The organism is Flavobacterium sp. LAR06 (assembly GCF_041946075.1).
GTDB lineage: Bacteria > Bacteroidota > Bacteroidia > Flavobacteriales > Flavobacteriaceae > Flavobacterium.
In genome coordinates this window covers 117,626-134,629 of record NZ_JAUTYT010000001.1, presented here as the reverse complement: position 1 = coordinate 134,629, position 17,004 = coordinate 117,626, and the positions used below count along the sequence as shown (strand labels likewise).

Sequence of the window (17,004 nt, the reverse complement as noted above, 5' to 3'; positions counted from 1 at the left end):
TACTTGATATTGCAAATTCTAATTTAGGTTATTTATATTACTCAACGAAAAAATACGACAAGGCTTTAGTGTTTTTTAAGAAAGTAGATTCGATTTCACACAAAAACAAAACTACTAATTCTAATTTTTTAAGATCAAATTTTTGGCAGGCTAAAATCTATAGTTCATTAAATGAGCCGGAACTGGCGTATAAGTATTCGAGAATATATCTGGATACTTATGAAAAATCTGAAGCCAAATTAACAAATGAAGCTTTAGAAGTTAATTATAGGCTGGGAGTAAAAGATTTGAGTGATGAAATGGTTAGTATTCAGGAAAAATACAAATATGATGTTCTGTTAAGCAAAGCATTAAGGGTATTTTATGTTTTGCTGGTAGTTGGAATTGTATTTTTACTAATAAAAAACATTAGGGATAAAAACAAGGCACATAAAAAAATGAATGCCTTGATTGAAGAATTCAAAGCTAATTTGGAGAAAAAAGAAAATACTGTTGTCCTAGCCACAATTGAAGAATTAGAACATGAAGATATTCAACTCAAAAAAGAAAATGTTAATCTAAGTATTGACGAAGCCAAGGAAAACAAAATTGTTGAAAAATTGTTGGCACTAGAAAGCAAACAAGAATTTTTAAACGCTGATTTTACATTGCCATATGTAGCAAAAAAAATCAAAACAAATACGACCTATCTATCCTATGTTGTCAATAAGCGATTTGGTAAGTCTTTTGGAGAATATTCAAATGAGCTAAAAATTAATTATGTAATTAATGAAATGATTACAAATCATATGTATCGTAAATATTCGACCCAGGCAATTGCTGAAAGTGTAGGTTTTAAAAATGCTGTTTCTTTTGCAAAGTCTTTCCGTAAAAGAACAGGTGTATCTCCGGCGCAATTTGCCAGTAATATTTAGTTTGCTGATGTTCCCAATTATCTCAACCTTTTCAAAAACTAACTCAATTAGAATTATCTCTGTTGTTTTCTTTTTTCTTTTTTATACAGCTTTTGCTCAGCAGAAAAACACAGTAATTGAAGATGACTACGAAACACTGAAAGGTAAAATTCGACTTAACTGGAATATATCTGTGGACCGTTCATTAGTGTATGCTGAACAAATGGCAAAATCAAATAATTATGAACATTTGGCTTTTGCAAATGGAGCAATATCCTGTTTAGTGCAATTTAAAGAAGAACCAGAAAAATCTAAAAAAAAATATAAAGAAGCACTCTTTTACTTGAATAAAATTCCAAATTCAGATGACAAAAAACGTTTGACGGCAGATATATACAATTACGGCGGATTAGCCGAATGGAGTAGAGGAAATTTTGCTTTGGCATTGGAAAAATTTCATGATGGAATTAAAGTTTCTTCTCAGATTGGCGATATGAAACAAATTATGAAATTCAAGGCCAACATCGGATTAATAAATGAAGCTGTCGGAAACTATAAAGAAGCGATTAAAAATGCTAAAGAATACCTTGATTTTATTGACAAAAATCAAAATCTATTTACCAATACGGAAATTATAAATAAAAAAAGTAATTTAAATCATGCTATTGGAAGTGCCTATGAAGGTTATTTTATGGAAAATCATGATAAATGGGCATTGCTTGATTCAGCAGCATACTATTATAAAAAAACAATTACTTATTCTGACTCCTATACAGATAATGAAATCAGTGCAAAGTTAAGTTTAGGAAATATTTTAAACTGGAAAGCCGATTACAAAAATGCTGAAAAAACATATTACGAAGTTGCCTCCTTGTCAAAACAAAATAATATGGATGGGGTATTGTGTATTTCTTATTATAACATAGGAGATATTAATCTCACAATTAAAAAATATGATAAAGCCCTTCTCTTTTATAAAAAAAGTGATTCAATTGCACTTTTAAAAAATACAGAGCCTCTTACTTATTTGAAATCCAATTGTTATCAGGCTAAAATCTACACTATACTTAATATGCCTGAACTCGCTCACAAGCATTCTAAAATCTATCTGGAAAAATTAGATGAATTTGAAAGTAGATTAAGAGAGGAAAGGTTAAAAGTTAATTATAAACAGGGTGAAGAAAACCTCACTGCTGAAATGCTTTCGATTGATAAAAAATATAGGGAAGACCTTTATTTAGATAGGATTTTTATTTTTTTTGGTATTTTTTTAATTGTTGGAGTTGTCTTTTTCTTGATCAAAAATGTTAACGATAAAAAGAAAATCCGTAAAAATACTATTGCTTTAATTGCAGAATTCAAAGCAAAAAATGACTGAAAAATTCGCTTTATAAGTAATTGAAAATTTAATTGGAAGACTAAATTTACGATAATGATTTTCAAAAATCATTTCGCAAAACGACCTGGAGTATCTCCAGGTCGTTTTGCGAATAATATTAATTGAATACTGAAGAGATAGAGATCAATTACATCAATTCAATATTATGATTTAAATTAACCATTTCCTCCTTTTCCTCCTTTTCCAGTTCCATCAACAGGATCAGTTACATCATCTCCTCCTCGAACCGTTTTTTGTTGGTTTTTAGATAATTTCTCTGCCTCAAAATCTTCGAATTTTAATTTCATATTTGCCATGATATTGTGTGTTAGAATTAGTGTATATCAAAACTAGACAAAAAGGAAAACGCTTCATCGAGAATAGGCTTTTGCAAGTTTTTGCGAAACACTTTAGGTTGTAATTAGTTAATAATCAACGCTTTAGTTATATGACTAAGACTGATATAATTTATAAATTGTATGTAGTATAATTGATAAAATGTGTGCCTTCAGCGTTTTATTCTGGATAAAAACACTAATCTTTGTATTGTAATTATGATTTTAAACGATCCGAAAAGATGTTAAAACTTGTCCAAAAATTTCTACAGATAAATAGATATTCAGAGATAAAAAATGAGTTTAAGGATTTGTTTCTTTCTCATCCAAATTATCCAAGTTTATTTGCGATAACAGATTCGTTAGATCTTTTATCAATAGAAAACGCAGCAATAAGAGTTCCGAAAGAGCAGATCGTAGATTTGCCGGCAAATTTTTTAGCTTATTTTCAGGACGAACTTATTTTAGTAGAAAAAGCTAAAAATGATGTTCGTGTTACAACCGAGAAAAAAGGACCACATAAAATGGCTTACGAAAAATTCCTTTTAGATTGGAATGGCGTAATTGTGGCGATCGAACCAAATAATGTAATCGCAAGAGAAAATCTAAAAGTAGAATTTAATTGGTTAAAATATTCTCTGCCTCTTTTTCTTTTAGTGGGCTTGTCGTTTTTTTATAATACGTATAGCTTGTTTAGTCTTGCTTTTTTAACAACATCTATATTAGGACTTATTGTTAGTATACTTATTGTACAGGAGAAATTAGGTTTTAAAAATACGATGATCTCGAAGTTTTGCAATCTGAGTTCAAATTCTTCATGTAATTCTGTTATTAATGCTAATGAAGGAACTGAAAACAAATTGCTTAATTTTTCAGATTTGCCCCTTATTTTTTTCGGTTCAAGTTTGATTGCAATTTTAGTGAAGCCTTTTGATTCGGCAATATTTATCGGATTTTTAAGTTTGCTCGCTATTCCCGTTATAGTATCATCTATTTGGATTCAGAAATTTGAGATTCAAAAATGGTGTGTAATGTGCCTCGTAGTTTCGTTCTTAATTTTTACGCAAAGTGCTATATGGTTTGCATCAGACTTTTTTACATTGACTTTTGCATTTGAGAGTATGTTTCCATTGTTATTTTCTTTGGCTCTTCTTGTGCCGATGTGGCTTATTGCAAAACCAATGATTAAAAACATGCTCAAAAGCGATAACTCACTTAAAGAGCTTAAAAAATTCAAAAGAAATTATTCACTATTAAATTTCCTGTCTCGAAAAGTTATAAATACAAATGGATTTGATGATTTAAGAGGTTTGAATTTTGGTAATAGAAATGCAGCAGTAAAACTGTCTGTAATTATAAGTCCAAGTTGTGGTCTATGCAATACGACATTTCAGGAAGCATTCGATTTGGTTTTAAAATTTCCGGATAGAATATTTTTAAAAGTCTTATTTAATATCAACCCGGAAAATACAGATAATCCTTATAAAGCGGTTGTAGAAAGATTATTGACCATAAACAGATCTACACCGGGAAAAACGGTTGAAGCTATTTCAGACTGGCATATTAAGAAGATGAGTCTTAAAAAATGGCTTAAAAAATGGCATGTTGAATCAGTAAGTATGATGATTAATCAGGAGATTAATAAACAATATGAATGGTGTTCGAAAAATAATTTTAATTATACACCGGTTAAAATTGTAAATGAAAGATTATTTCCGAACGAATATGAGCTAAACGAGCTGAAATATTTTCTAAACGATTATGTAGAAGATGTTGAGATTCTCGAAAAAATCGCCTAACAGGAGAAAAGCAGACAGAATCTTCAAATGTCTTAAAACGATTGGAGCCTAAAACTTAGAACTTATGTTAAAGAATATTCTAAACCTTGAAGGAACTCAGGAATTAACAGCAAATGAACAAAAAATGATTATTGCTAACAATGTTAAAGAAGCATCTCCAAGATGCGAGGCTTGGATTAATGAAGAAGATTGTACATCGTATTCTGATCGAAGAGAGTTGTGGCAATTAAATTGATTCAAAATTAAAACATAACAGCCATGTTAAAGAAAATTTTAAATCTAAAAAATGCTCAGCATATAAGTAAAAGTGAGCAAAAGACAATAAAAGGAGGAATTCCTGAATGTTGGATTTATGCGATAGAAGCGGGATGTGTTTTAGTGCCAGTTGGCCAACCGTGCCCCATAGATAAAATGCCGGGTATTTGCGATACAAGTCGTCTATGCTGTTGATTTTAATTTTTTTTTGCAAGTATACAATATAAAGCCTTATCAGAAATTTAGTCATGTTTTTTTTTGAATTTGTAGGCGCTCGATCGTGGAACATTGAGCAAATATCCCAACATTGATGATTGGTGTCGGGATTCTCAGGAAATTGGTCGCTGTGTTAATTTTATTTGGTTAGGGTTAGCCAGTGCCATGTCCTAGAGAAAAGGGTGTATTGCTTTTCGTTAGACATTGTTTTTAAATAATATATATCCTTGAATTTAAGAGTAAATTCAAATTTGTTATTATGTTATGAATAGACAGAAGCTTCAAATGTCTCTAAACGATTGGAGTAATAACCCAAAATTTCAAAGCTGGTACATTATGTTAAAAAACATTTTAAATTTAGAAGGAGCTCAAGAATTATCTAGAGAACAACAACAATCTATTAAAGGTGGTATTGCATGTTCTGAAGACTTTCCATGTAAAAAAGGAAGTCATTGTGTATATGGTGATGATAGCACCGAAGGACGATGCGTGCTTAACTAGTCTTATTGGTTAATTATATAATTTATACCAGTTTTTTTTAAATTCTAGTATAAATTAAAATAATAAGAATTTGAATTCTTAGTTTTTGGGTTGCAAACAATTGTAGTATAAAACCTTATCAGAAATTTAGTCATGTTTTTTTTTGAATTTGTAGGTGCTCGGTCGTGGAACATTGAGCAAATATCCCAACATTGATGATTGGTGTCGGGATTCTCAGGAAATTGGTCGCTGTGTTAATTTTATTTGGTTAGGGTTAGCCAGTGCCATGTCCTAGAGAAAAAAATGTATCGCTATTTTTTTATTTTTTAGATACTTAACAGGGTGGATTTATTTCTTCTCTGTTTTTTTTTACTATAAAATCAAAAAATATAATGTTAAATTGCTCCTGAATAAATTGATTATAAATTGAAAAAATTTACCAATTACAAACAAGCCGATTTTAAGGATTGTGGTCCAACGTGTTTGAAAATTATTGCCAAGCATTATGGAAAAACAATCAACATTCAGGATTTACGAGATATTAGCGAAACAACTCGTGAGGGAAGTAATTTGCTTTTTTTAAGCGATGCTGCAGAGAAAATTGGGTTTAGGACCTTGGGGGTAAAATTAAATTTAGAGAGATTAGAAGAGGCGCCTTTGCCATGTATTTTGCATTGGAATAAAAACCATTATGTTGTTCTCTATAAAATCAGAAAAAACAGCTATTATATTTCAGACCCGGCCTTTGGACTGATTGAATACAATAGAGAAGATTTTATAAAATTCTGGATTGGCAATAATGCGGATAATTCGACTAAAGAAGGAATTGCATTGCTCATGGAAGCAGCACCAAAATTCTTTCAGTCTGACTTTGATAAAGAAGAAAATAAAGGATTAGGATTTAGTTTGTTATCACAATATGTATTGCGTTATAAATCTTTTCTGACGCAGTTAAGTATTGGGTTGGTTGCCAGCAGTTTATTGATGCTAATCTCGCCATTTTTAACCCAAAGTATTGTTGACGTTGGTATACAGAATCAAAATCTTCGTTTTATTTATTTAATTCTTTTTGCGCAATTATTTCTTTTTGCCGGAAAAACAGGTTTAGAACTGATCAGGAGCTGGATATTGCTTCATCTGTCTACCCGAATTAATATCTCGCTTATTTCAGATTTCTTCATTAAACTAATGAACCTGCCCATTTCTTTTTTTGATGTCCGAATGACAAGCGATATCATGCAGCGTATTAATGATCATCGACGTATAGAGCGAATTCTGACTACATCGTCTTTAAATGTTTTATTCTCGGCTATTAATATGGTTGTTTTGGGCGCAGTTCTGGCTTATTTTAACCTAAAGATATTCCTGGTGTTTTTTATAGGGAGTCTATTGTATTTTGGATGGATTACTTTGTTTTTGAAAAGAAGAGAAGTGTTAGACTATAAACGTTTTGCAGAAGTATCTCAGGAGCAAAGCAAGGTTATGGAGCTTATCAATGGCATGCAGGAAATAAAACTTCACAATGCCGAAAAACAAAAACGATGGGGTTGGGAATATGTACAGGCACGACTTTTCAGGGTTTCAATAAAAGGATTGGTTTTAGAACAAACCCAAACTATTGGTTCGTCTTTTATTAATGAATTAAAAAACATTTTCATCATATTTCTTTCGGCTAAATTGGTTATCGATGGTTCGATTACACTCGGAATGATGCTGGCAATCAGTTCCATTGTTGGAAGCTTAAATGGGCCAATAACACAACTTATAGAATTTGTAAGGGAATTACAGGATGCCAAGATATCATTAGCAAGATTATCTGAAATTCATGAAAAAGAAGATGAAATACAACAGGAAGTCCATCAGACAAATGAAGTTCCCATTGATTGTGATATTACGCTAAAAAACGTTTCGTATCGTTATTTGGGATCAGACATTCCTGTTTTGAATGATTTGAATTTGATAATTCCGGCCAATAAAGTAACGGCGATTGTAGGTGTTAGCGGAAGCGGTAAAACGACCCTGATGAAATTGCTTCTAAAGTTTTACGATCCCGAAAAAGGAGAAATAAATATTGGAAATGCCCAGTTAAAAAATATTTCACAAAAAGCCTGGCGATCGAATATTGGGGCCGTAATGCAGGAAGGTTTTATTTTTAGTGATACGATCGCCAATAATATTGCTTTTGGAGTTGATAAAATTGATAAAGAGCGTTTAGTATATGCAGCAGATGTCGCCAATATAAAAGAATACATTAGTGGCTTGCCATTGGGATACAACACAAAAATTGGAGCAGAGGGAGTGGGAATGAGCACCGGACAAAAACAACGTCTACTCATTGCAAGAGCCGTTTACAAAAATCCGGAAATATTGTTTTTTGATGAGGCAACATCAGCTTTGGACGCTAATAATGAAAAAGCAATCATGCAAAAGCTGGATATGTTTTTCAAAAACAAAACAGTTATCGTGATTGCGCATCGATTGAGTACAGTAATAAATGCAGATCAGATTGTGGTTTTAGATAAAGGAAAAATTATCGAAATTGGAAACCATTCAGCATTGGTAGAGCAAAAAGGGAATTACTTTGAGTTGGTTAAAAATCAATTGCAGTTAGGAAATTAATTATGGCAGAAGATACATTCGAATTAAGAAGTGAAGAGGTTCAGGACATCCTGACCAAAGTGCCACATTGGATGATCCGATGGGGAACGGTCCTGATATTTGCCATTATTTTTATGCTCTTTTTTGTTTCGTGGTTTATAAAATATCCGGACGTTGTAAACACTGAGATTTTTATCACAACCAATATTCCACCAGAAAAAATTGTGTCAAAATCATCGGGCAGAATTGAAGCTATTTTGGTAAAAAACAGAGCTATAGTTTCAAAAGGTACTACGCTGGCCATTATTGAAAACACGGCAAATTATAAAGACGTTTTTTTATTAAAAAGCATAGTTGAAAATTATAATATCAACGATCCAAAAAAAGCATTTCCGTTTGCGGTCTTGAAAAATAGTCAATTGGGGGAAATTGAAAGTGCTTTTGCTGTTTTCCAAAAAGATTATGAGGCAGACAAACTAAATGAAAATTTACAGCCTTTTGAAGTCGAAAACAGAGCGCAGCTTTCTGAAAAAATTCAGATAAAGGAAAGATTGGATATTTTGCAACAGCAAAAAGTACTTAATGAAAGTGAATTGCAGCTTCAGAAAAATGAAATTGCCCGTTTTGAAACGCTGTTTAATAAGGGAATTATCTCAGCGCAGGAAATGGAAGCTAAAAAACTGGGCTATCTTCAGGCGCAAAAGAATTATAAGAGCCTGTTAACGTCGATTTCTCAATTAAGGTCCTCTTTGATCAATAATACAAAATTGAGCCGGAATTCGCAGATAAGCGGCACTAAAGAAGAAGTTAGCCTTGGGCGTAATATGGCGCAGTCTTTTTATCAGCTTAAAAAAGTAATAAAAGATTGGGAATTGGCCTATACACTAAAATCATCAATCAGCGGTGTAGTCACTTTTTTGCAGGTCTGGAATGAAAGCCAAACTATAAATGTCGGCGATAATGTCTTTTCTATTATTCCTGATGCAAAGAATGGTTTTATTGGAAAAGTAAAGGCTCCGGCCCTCAATTCAGGTAAAATAAAAGTAGGGCAAAAAGTGAATATCAGATTGGCCAATTTTCCGGACAGGGAATTTGGAGTCCTAAAAGGCAAAATTCAGAATATTTCTCTTGTTCCGGATAAAGATGGTAATCTGCTTTTAGATGTTGCGCTCCCAAACGGGCTACAAACTTCTTATAATAAACAAATTGTATTTCAGCAGGAAATGAAAGGGAGTGCTGAGATAGTAACCGAAGATTTACGATTAATTGAAAGAATTTTATATCAATTTAAGAGTATATTTGAGCAAGTTTAAAATTAGCCCAAACCTAAATAATTAACCTAGCCATTTTTTTCTAATGAAGAAAACATTACTTCTTGTCCTTGTTTTATTATTTCAAAATGCATTTTCAAAACCAATTACCGAAACTCAAAAACTCGCTGCTACCTGCAAAGTTTGGGGTTTTCTAAAGTATTATCATCCAAATGTGGCGGATGGAAGTAAAAATTGGGACGAACAATTGTTTCAAATTTTGCCAAAAGTAGAAGAAGCACAAACTGCCGAAGCTTTTTCGTTAGTGATCGAAAATTGGATAACATCTTTAGGCGAAGTAAAAGCATATAAAATTTCGACACCTACTTCAAAAAAGGAATATTTTGATAAAAACTTTGATTTGTCATGGTTTTCAAAAAATGATTTATTCTCTAAATCACTTTCAAAAAAATTAAAATTTATTGAAGAAAACAGAATTCAGGTAAAGCAATATTATGTTGATTTTGAATTGAATACTGGGAAAGTGCCGTTGCAGTTTAATAATGAAATTAAGTACACAGATTTTAAATGGACAAATAAAAATTTGCGTCTTTTGGCATTGTTCAGATATTGGAATTATATAGAATACTTTTTCCCTTACAAATATCAAATGGATGAAAACTGGGATAAAGTATTAAATACGATGCTTCCTAGATTTTATGCTCCTGAATCTGAGAAAGATTTTGTTTTGGCAATGCGTGAGATTTCTATAAAGCTTAATGATACGCATGCATCAACCCAGATGTCTCAATTGTTTGATTATTTTGGAGATAAATTTATCCCTGCGGATGTCAAAATTATTGATGAAAAGGCAGTGATCATTAGTTTAAAAAACGATTCATTGGCAAAAGTAAGTGATTTAAAAATAGGTGATGTAATTACGAAAGTTGAAGGAAAAACTGTTGCTGAACTTTTAAAAGAAAATAGAAAATATGTTGAAGGATCAAATGAACCGTCTGTCCTAAAGAATGCCTATTGGACAATCTTTAATGGAAAAACACCTGCTGTTGAAGTAGAGTTTGTCCGTGATGGGAAAACGACGTTAAAATCAGTAAATCGTTATAAATATCAAGACTTAAAAATTCAGTTTCCAGATAGAGAAAAATGGAAAATTTTAGAGGGCAATGTTGGCTATGTTAATTATGATGCATTAGAAGAAAGTGATGTCCCTGCTTTGATCTCTGCACTTAATAATACAAACGCTATTATTTTTGATAATCGTGAACGTCCGAATGATGTTATGTTTGCTATTTCGGACTGGCTAAATTCTGAACCTAAGGAGTTTGTTAAATTCTTAGATCCAGATGTAAGTTATCCAGGACGTTATTTGTGGAGAAATGAAATTCTAAAGTGTGGTAAAAACAATCCAGAATATTACAAAGGAAAAGTAATTGTTTTGGTAAATGAAAAAGCTGTGAGCCACGCAGAATTTAATGCGATGAGTTTGCAAACTGCTCCAAAAGTTAAAGTGATAGGAAGTCAGACAGGAGGTGCAGATGGAGCAAATTATGGATTTCCGATCATTAAAGGATTTTATACTTCGTTTACTTGTTATGGCGTTTTTTATCCCAATAAAAAAGAAACCCAACGCATTGGTATTGTTCCTGATATTGAAGTAAAGCCAACAATTTTGGGAATTCAGCAAGGGAAAGATGAGGTTTTGGACCGAGCGATTTTGTTTGCTAAAAATGGAAAGTAAAAATTATGTAGTCTTTGTCAAAGCTTCAAACTTTGACAAAGATGTTTTTTACATCTTCAAATAAAACTCCTTTGTCAATTCGATATATTCAGGAGTATAAATGTGTCTGTCGATTTCGATAATTAACTCGTCAATTTCAATTTCAGGGCTTTCATTTCGGCTAAAAGCCAGTAAACTGCGCTTGATTTCAGATTTTGGAGTTCCTTTTACGCGCGTAATTTTGATCGGATATAATTCGGATTCTTTTGTTAAGGCGATGAATTTTTCTTCTTCCTTGAAAGGAATAATTAAAGCAAATATTCCATTTTCAGAAAGTAATAAATCAGCTGCTTCAATTAGCTCTTCAAAAGGCATTGCATCCTGAAAGCGGGCTAAATCGCGCTGTTCACTTTCTGTCTTGTAATCTTCAGCATAAAAAGGAGGATTCGAAACAATCAGATCATATTCGTCTTCAGGTTCTTCAATAAATTCATCCAATCCCGCATGAAAACAAAATAAGCGATCACTCCAAGGCGAATTTTCAAAATTTTCTACCGTTTGTTCATAAGCCTCTTCGTCAATTTCAAGAGCGTCAATTTGTTCCGCATGAGTTCGCTGAGCAAGCATTAAAGCTATAATTCCAGTTCCTGCACCAACATCTAAAATGCTAAATGGATTGTGGTTTATTGGAGTCCAGGCACCAAGTAAAACGCCATCAGTTCCGACTTTCATAGCACAGCGATCTTGCTTAATTGAAAACTGTTTGAATTGGAACATATCTGTTATGATTGTAGATTAAAGATTTTTGATTCAGAAGAAAACTGAATACTTAAAATTGTAAACTGATCACTTTTTTAAAGGTACATTTCAACAAGCCCTTCAGGCAAGTTCATAATTACTTTTTTATTCTCGCGGTCAATTTTTACAAGAAAATGATCGATCATCGGAATTAACATTTCGACTTCGCCATTTAAAACTTCAAAAAGAGGTTGTGCTGTAGTATCGTTTACAGCGACTATTTTTCCAAAAACGCCTAAACGCTGGTCTTCGATTTCAAAACCGATAACCTCATGGAAATAAAATTTGTTGCCGGAAAGTTTTGGCAACATACTTAAAGGAAGATAAATAGCATTGCCCATAATAGCATCTGCATCTTCTTCGGTATTCATGTCTTCAAAACGAATTCTAAGAAAATCATTTTTGTGTAAAGAACTTTTTTCAATAAAAAAAGGAACCAAGTGTTTGTTGCATTCAACAAACACTGATTCCAGATTTTCGTATAACTCAGGTTCGTCCGTGTCTAAATAAGCCAGAACTTCACCTTTGAAACTAAATTTTTTAGCGATTTTACCTAAATAAAAACATTCTTCTTTACGCATTCTCGCTAAATAAAATTATGCTTCAGTTGTTTCGTTATTTTCTTCAGCAGCAGGAGCTTCTTCAGTAGCAGCTTCTGCTTCTACTTCAGCAACTTCTTCTTCAACTGCAGGAGTTGCAGCAGCGATAGCATCAGCTTCAGCCTGAGCTGCAGCAGCTAAACGTTTAGCATTAACTTCTTGTTCTGCTTTAAAAGCTTTAGCTTTAGCATCAGCTTGCGCTTTTGTTAAACCGTCTTTTTTAGCGTCAACTTTTCCAGCTTTAGCTTCTAACCAAGCAGCTAATTTAGCATCAGCTTGCTCTTGAGTTAAAGCACCTTTACGAATACCTCCATCAAGATGGTGTTTCAATAAAGCTCCTTTGTAAGAAAGAATTGCTCTGGCAGTATCAGTTGGTTGTGCACCATTGTGTAACCATTTTACAGCGCTGTCAAGGTTTAATTCAACAGTTGCAGGGTTAGTGTTTGGATTGTAAGTACCGATTTTCTCTAAGTATTTACCATCTCTTTTTGAGCGTGCATCTGCAGCTACAACCCAGTAAAAAGGTTTTCCTTTTTTACCGTGTCTTTGTAATCTAATTTTTACTGACATAATCTTATGATTAAATTTTGAGGTACTCGACCTCTGTTAATTAAGGGCGCAAAGATATAATTTTTTTATGAATTATGCGTTCCAAACAGTATTAAATATATTTAAGGTGAATTTTTATCATTTTTAGACGGTTTTAGGATCCAATTTTTAAATATTTATTTCAAATAAGGTACTTTTGCAGCAAATTCATTCTATATGAAAAAAATCTTTTATTTTTTATCACTTCTTTTTATCCTCTCATCTTGTACCGAGGACATAAAATTCAATAATCCGGCCTTTCAGGGCTTAAAAGACAACGTTTTTTGGAGATCTAATGGGTATGTAGCAAATTCAGGAACAAATGGAAATATGGTTATTGAAGGAACTCTAGGTTATGAAAAAGTGATTTTAGAAATACCATCTCCTGCAGTACAAACATACATTCTTGGAATAGATAACGTTGCAATGGCATCTTATTCAAATACTTTTCCCGGACAACTGGAGGAATTTAGTACCGGCGAAAATAAAGGCAATGGTCAGATTGTAGTTACAGAATTTAATAGTGAAACAAATACAATTTCGGGAACATTCAAATTTACTGCGCCTAATGTAAATGAAGAAGATCTTGAAAAACCAAGTTTAAATTTCAAAGAAGGTGTTTTTTATAAAATTCCGATTACTCCAAATCTAGAGAATTAAAATATTTAATTAACAATCGTTTGGTTTTGCTGGTTTCTGCTTTTTTAAATCAAAATAAAAGCATAAATAAACTAATATATAGTAGATTAGAGAAAAATAAGATTACATTTGCTACATTATTATAAATAAGTACATATGAACATTTTTGTTGGAAGCCTTCCATTCAGTATTGAGGAAGCAGATTTAAGAGAGTCTTTCGAGGCTTACGGAGCAGTAGATTCAGTTAAAATCATTACTGATAAATTTACAGGAAGAAGCAAAGGTTTTGGTTTTGTTGAGATGCCAAACGATGCTGAAGCTCAAAAAGCAATTGATGAATTGAACGGAGCTACTGTTCAAGGTCGTGCAATTGTGGTTAATAAATCTGAGCCGAAACCTGAAGGTGAAAGAAGAAGCTTCAATAATAACAGCCGTGGTGGAGATTCACGCGGAGGTTATGGTGGAGGAAACAACCGTGGTGGAAATGACCGTGGTGGTAGAGGAGGATATTAATATTTTTTTCTAAATATATAAAAGGGATCAACGAAAGTTGATCCCTTTTTTTGTGGTAAATTATTTTGTTTCAGGTTTATTTTGTTTGCTTCGCCCGTTCGGCTAAAGCCTCACGTCAAGTTTCAAGTTGGAAAACCTGAAACCTGAAACAAAAATAACTATAAGTTAGCTACAAGCCAGTCTCCAACTTCGCTGGTTTTGTAAGCTTTTGATCCTTTTGCCGCTAAATCTTCAGTAACAATTCCTTGTTCTAATGATTTATTTACGACTGCTCTAATGGCTTCAGCTTCGTCTTTTAATCCAAAAGCATCTTCGAACATCATAGCTGCAGATAAAATAGTCGCTAATGGGTTAGCAATATTCAGTCCTGTAGCCTGAGGATAAGATCCGTGGATTGGTTCGTATAATGAAGTATGTTCTCCAACAGAAGCAGAAGGCATTAATCCCATAGAACCTGAAATTACAGAAGCTTCGTCTGTTAAGATATCTCCGAATAAGTTTTCAGTAATTAAAACGTCGTAAGAGTTTGGCCATTGAACCAAACGCATTGCAACAGCATCAACGAATTCGTAAGAAACAGTAACTTCAGGATAATCTTTTTCCATTGCCTGAACCGTTTCTCTCCATAAACGTGAAGTTTCCAAAACGTTTGCTTTATCAACACAACATAGTTTTTTGCTTCTTGTCATGGCTAATTCAAAACCTTTTTTTGCTAAACGTTGTACTTCAGCTCTTGTGTAAACACAGTTGTCAAAAGCAGTTTCTCCGTTGTCTTTTCTTCCTTTTTCTCCAAAGTAGATTCCACCGGTTAATTCTCTTAAGAAAACCAAATCAGTTCCTTCAATTCTTTCTCTTTTTAAAGGAGAATTATCAATTAAAGAAGGAAAAGTAAAAGTTGGACGTACGTTAGCAAACAATCCTAATTTTTTACGCATCAATAATAATCCCTGCTCCGGACGAACTGGTGCGCTTGGATCGTTATCGTATTTTGGGTGACCAATTGCTCCGAATAAAACAGCATCGGCAGCCATACAAACTTCGTGAGTCTCATCAGGATAAGGAACTCCAACGGCATCAATTGCACAAGCTCCTGTTAAAGCTGGTGTCCATGTTATTTCGTGATTGAATTTTTTTGCAATAGCATCAGATACTTTTACAGCTTCATTAATTACTTCTGGTCCGATTCCGTCACCGGCTAAAAGGGCTATGTTAAATTTCATTTTTTTTATTTTAAGGTTCTAAGGTTCTGAGTTGCTAAGGTTCTAAGTTTTTTTTCTTAGTATGTCAGCACCTTTATTTATAATTGTTTTTTAGGTTTTTAAGTTTCTAAGGTATAACAGTTGCTAAGCTTCTAAGTTTTTTATCTCAGAACCTTAGAACCTTAGGTAATTACATTCAACATCTTTTGTGTCGCAATAATCGCTGCAACCGTTTGATCTGAATCTAATCCTCTTGTTTTAAATTCTTTTTCGTTGTTTACCCAGGTGATGATTGTTTCGCATAAAGCATCGGAACTACTCCCTGGAGGAATTCTCACTGCGTAATCAATCAATTTAGGTAGCGTTAGTTTTTTACTTTTGTAAATTTTGCCAAGGGCATTCATAAAAGCATCAAATTGACCGTCGCCCTGAGCGTGTTCTTCAATTACTTCGCCGTCAATTTTCAGGCATAAAGTTGTTGAAGGGCGCATCCCTTTTGAGTGTACTAATATATAAGATTCAATTGTAATTTTCTCTTCGTAAGTATGACTGTCCAAAACATCAGAGATAATGTATGGCAAATCTTCTTTGGTAACGGTTTCTTTTTTATCGCCTAATTCGATGATTCTTTGGGTAACCAATTTCAAATCTTCCTGGTTTAATTTTAAACCTAATTCCTGAAGATTCTTTTCGATATTGGCTTTTCCCGAAGTTTTTCCTAAAGCGTATTTTCTTTTTCTTCCGAAGCGTTCCGGAAGCAAATCATTAAAATACAAATTGTTTTTATTGTCTCCGTCAGCGTGAATTCCGGCAGTTTGTGTAAAAACGTTATCGCCGACAATTGGTTTGTTGGCAGGAATTCTGTAACCTGTAAAAGTTTCTACCAGTTTACTCACCGAATACAAAGAGGTTTCTTTGATATTGATGCTAACTTCTGGTAAATAATCATTTATAACAGCAACCGTACTCTCGAGCGGTGCATTTCCAGCACGTTCTCCCATTCCGTTTACAGTTACATGAAGTCCGTTTATGCCAGCTTTTACAGCTTCCATAACATTGGCGATGCTTAAATCGTAATCGTTATGTGCGTGAAAATCAAAATGAATTTGAGGGTATCGGGCTCTTATTTTTGAAATAAATTCAAATGCCAAAGACGGAATTAATACGCCTAAAGTATCCGGAAGCAATATTCTTTTAACGGGTTGCGTTGCTAAGAAATCCAGAAATTGAAAAACATAATCTGGCGAATTTCGCATTCCGTTGCTCCAATCCTCTAAGTACACATTCGTTTCAATATTATTTTTTTTCGCTAAAGCAATGATTTGTGCAATTTCAGAAAAGTGTTGTTCCGGCGTTTTTTTTAGTTGATGCGTTAAGTGATTCATTGAACCTTTGGTTAATAAATTTTGCACTTTAGCGCCTGCTTTTTTCATCCATTCAATCGAAACTCCTCCATCTACAAACGAAAGAACTTCAATACGATTAATATATCCTCGCTCTTCAGCCCAGGTTGTAATACCTTTTACGGCTTGAAATTCTCCTTCGCTTACGCGTGCAGAAGCAATTTCGATTCTATCAATATTTAATTCCTCCAACAACAATTGTGCAATGGTTAATTTTTCTGCAGCAGAAAATGATACTCCTGAGGTTTGTTCACCGTCACGAAGCGTCGTATCCATTATTTCAATTTTTCTTTTTTCCATATTGATTTCTAAATTCCTTTTAA

At 33.2% G+C, this 17,004-nt stretch carries 16 protein-coding genes and 1 pseudogene; 10 read left to right on the top strand and 7 right to left on the bottom strand.

All coding sequences use genetic code 11. The features are described from left to right. Positions 1-442: 442 nt before the first annotated feature. A pseudogene (locus tag Q7C23_RS00590) lies at positions 443-505 on the bottom strand (hypothetical protein); the annotation flags it as partial. A gap of 94 nt (positions 506-599) precedes the next feature. Here Q7C23_RS00590 and Q7C23_RS00585 point away from each other — a divergent pair. Further along, complete coding sequence (locus Q7C23_RS00585) at positions 600-914, top strand: helix-turn-helix domain-containing protein (protein ID WP_375031155.1); 315 nt, start codon at positions 600-602, stop codon at positions 912-914. Positions 915-921: 7 nt separating this feature from the next. Next, positions 922-2,271: a tetratricopeptide repeat protein gene (locus Q7C23_RS00580; RefSeq protein WP_375030703.1), complete on the top strand. Its 1,350-nt coding sequence runs from the start codon at positions 922-924 to the stop codon at positions 2,269-2,271. Between the two features lie 176 nt (positions 2,272-2,447). Here the strand turns inward: Q7C23_RS00580 and Q7C23_RS00575 are convergent, their stop codons facing one another. Next, positions 2,448-2,588, bottom strand: a complete 141-nt coding sequence (locus Q7C23_RS00575; protein WP_375030702.1) for an rSAM-modified peptide — start codon at positions 2,586-2,588, stop codon at positions 2,448-2,450. Between the two features lie 260 nt (positions 2,589-2,848). Between Q7C23_RS00575 and Q7C23_RS00570 the strand changes: the two genes are divergently transcribed. The 6 genes from Q7C23_RS00570 (at position 2,849) to Q7C23_RS00545 (ending at position 10,963) form a co-directional block, all read left to right on the top strand. Continuing rightward, positions 2,849-4,405: a vitamin K epoxide reductase family protein gene (locus tag Q7C23_RS00570; RefSeq protein ID WP_375030701.1), complete on the top strand. Its 1,557-nt coding sequence runs from the start codon at positions 2,849-2,851 to the stop codon at positions 4,403-4,405. Positions 4,406-4,469: 64 nt separating this feature from the next. Further along, on the top strand, positions 4,470-4,640 hold the full coding sequence (locus tag Q7C23_RS00565) for a hypothetical protein (protein WP_194656196.1): 171 nt from the start codon (positions 4,470-4,472) through the stop codon (positions 4,638-4,640). A 572-nt stretch (positions 4,641-5,212) separates the two neighbouring features. After that, the gene (locus tag Q7C23_RS00560) at positions 5,213-5,377 is read left to right on the top strand and encodes a hypothetical protein (protein ID WP_375030700.1); all 165 of its coding nucleotides are present in this window, start codon (positions 5,213-5,215) and stop codon (positions 5,375-5,377) included. Positions 5,378-5,782: 405 nt separating this feature from the next. Further along, positions 5,783-7,975 carry a peptidase domain-containing ABC transporter gene (locus tag Q7C23_RS00555; RefSeq protein ID WP_375030699.1) on the top strand — a complete coding sequence of 731 codons (2,193 nt, stop codon included), beginning with the start codon at positions 5,783-5,785 and terminating at the stop codon, positions 7,973-7,975. Between the two features lie 2 nt (positions 7,976-7,977). Continuing rightward, entirely contained in the window at positions 7,978-9,267 is a 1,290-nt protein-coding gene (locus Q7C23_RS00550) for an HlyD family secretion protein (protein WP_375030698.1), read from the top strand. Between the two features lie 43 nt (positions 9,268-9,310). Next, the gene (locus tag Q7C23_RS00545; protein ID WP_375030697.1) at positions 9,311-10,963 is read left to right on the top strand and encodes a S41 family peptidase; all 1,653 of its coding nucleotides are present in this window, start codon (positions 9,311-9,313) and stop codon (positions 10,961-10,963) included. A gap of 48 nt (positions 10,964-11,011) precedes the next feature. Here Q7C23_RS00545 and Q7C23_RS00540 read toward each other — a convergent pair whose 3' ends face one another. The 3 genes from Q7C23_RS00540 to Q7C23_RS00530 form a co-directional block, all read right to left on the bottom strand. Then, positions 11,012-11,719 (bottom strand): tRNA1(Val) (adenine(37)-N6)-methyltransferase, encoded by a 708-nt coding sequence (locus Q7C23_RS00540; protein WP_375030696.1) that lies wholly within the window; start codon positions 11,717-11,719, stop codon positions 11,012-11,014. Positions 11,720-11,796: 77 nt separating this feature from the next. After that, positions 11,797-12,321 (bottom strand): ribosome maturation factor RimM, encoded by a 525-nt coding sequence (gene rimM, locus Q7C23_RS00535; protein WP_026982649.1) that lies wholly within the window; start codon positions 12,319-12,321, stop codon positions 11,797-11,799. Between the two features lie 15 nt (positions 12,322-12,336). Then, positions 12,337-12,909, bottom strand: coding sequence for a 30S ribosomal protein S16 (locus Q7C23_RS00530; RefSeq protein ID WP_072970241.1), 573 nt, complete (start codon positions 12,907-12,909; stop codon positions 12,337-12,339). A gap of 195 nt (positions 12,910-13,104) precedes the next feature. Here Q7C23_RS00530 and Q7C23_RS00525 point away from each other — a divergent pair, with 195 nt between their 5' ends. Further along, the gene (locus Q7C23_RS00525) at positions 13,105-13,587 is read left to right on the top strand and encodes a DUF6252 family protein (protein ID WP_375030695.1); all 483 of its coding nucleotides are present in this window, start codon (positions 13,105-13,107) and stop codon (positions 13,585-13,587) included. A gap of 135 nt (positions 13,588-13,722) precedes the next feature. Further along, on the top strand, positions 13,723-14,079 hold the full coding sequence (locus tag Q7C23_RS00520) for an RNA-binding protein (RefSeq protein ID WP_072970243.1): 357 nt from the start codon (positions 13,723-13,725) through the stop codon (positions 14,077-14,079). A gap of 158 nt (positions 14,080-14,237) precedes the next feature. Here the strand turns inward: Q7C23_RS00520 and leuB are convergent, their stop codons facing one another. Both leuB and Q7C23_RS00510 read right to left on the bottom strand, forming a co-directional pair. Continuing rightward, positions 14,238-15,299 (bottom strand): 3-isopropylmalate dehydrogenase, encoded by a 1,062-nt coding sequence (leuB, locus tag Q7C23_RS00515; protein WP_375030694.1) that lies wholly within the window; start codon positions 15,297-15,299, stop codon positions 14,238-14,240. A gap of 161 nt (positions 15,300-15,460) precedes the next feature. Then, on the bottom strand, positions 15,461-16,981 hold the full coding sequence (locus tag Q7C23_RS00510) for an alpha-isopropylmalate synthase regulatory domain-containing protein (RefSeq protein WP_375030693.1): 1,521 nt from the start codon (positions 16,979-16,981) through the stop codon (positions 15,461-15,463). Between the last annotated feature and the right edge of the window lie 23 nt (positions 16,982-17,004).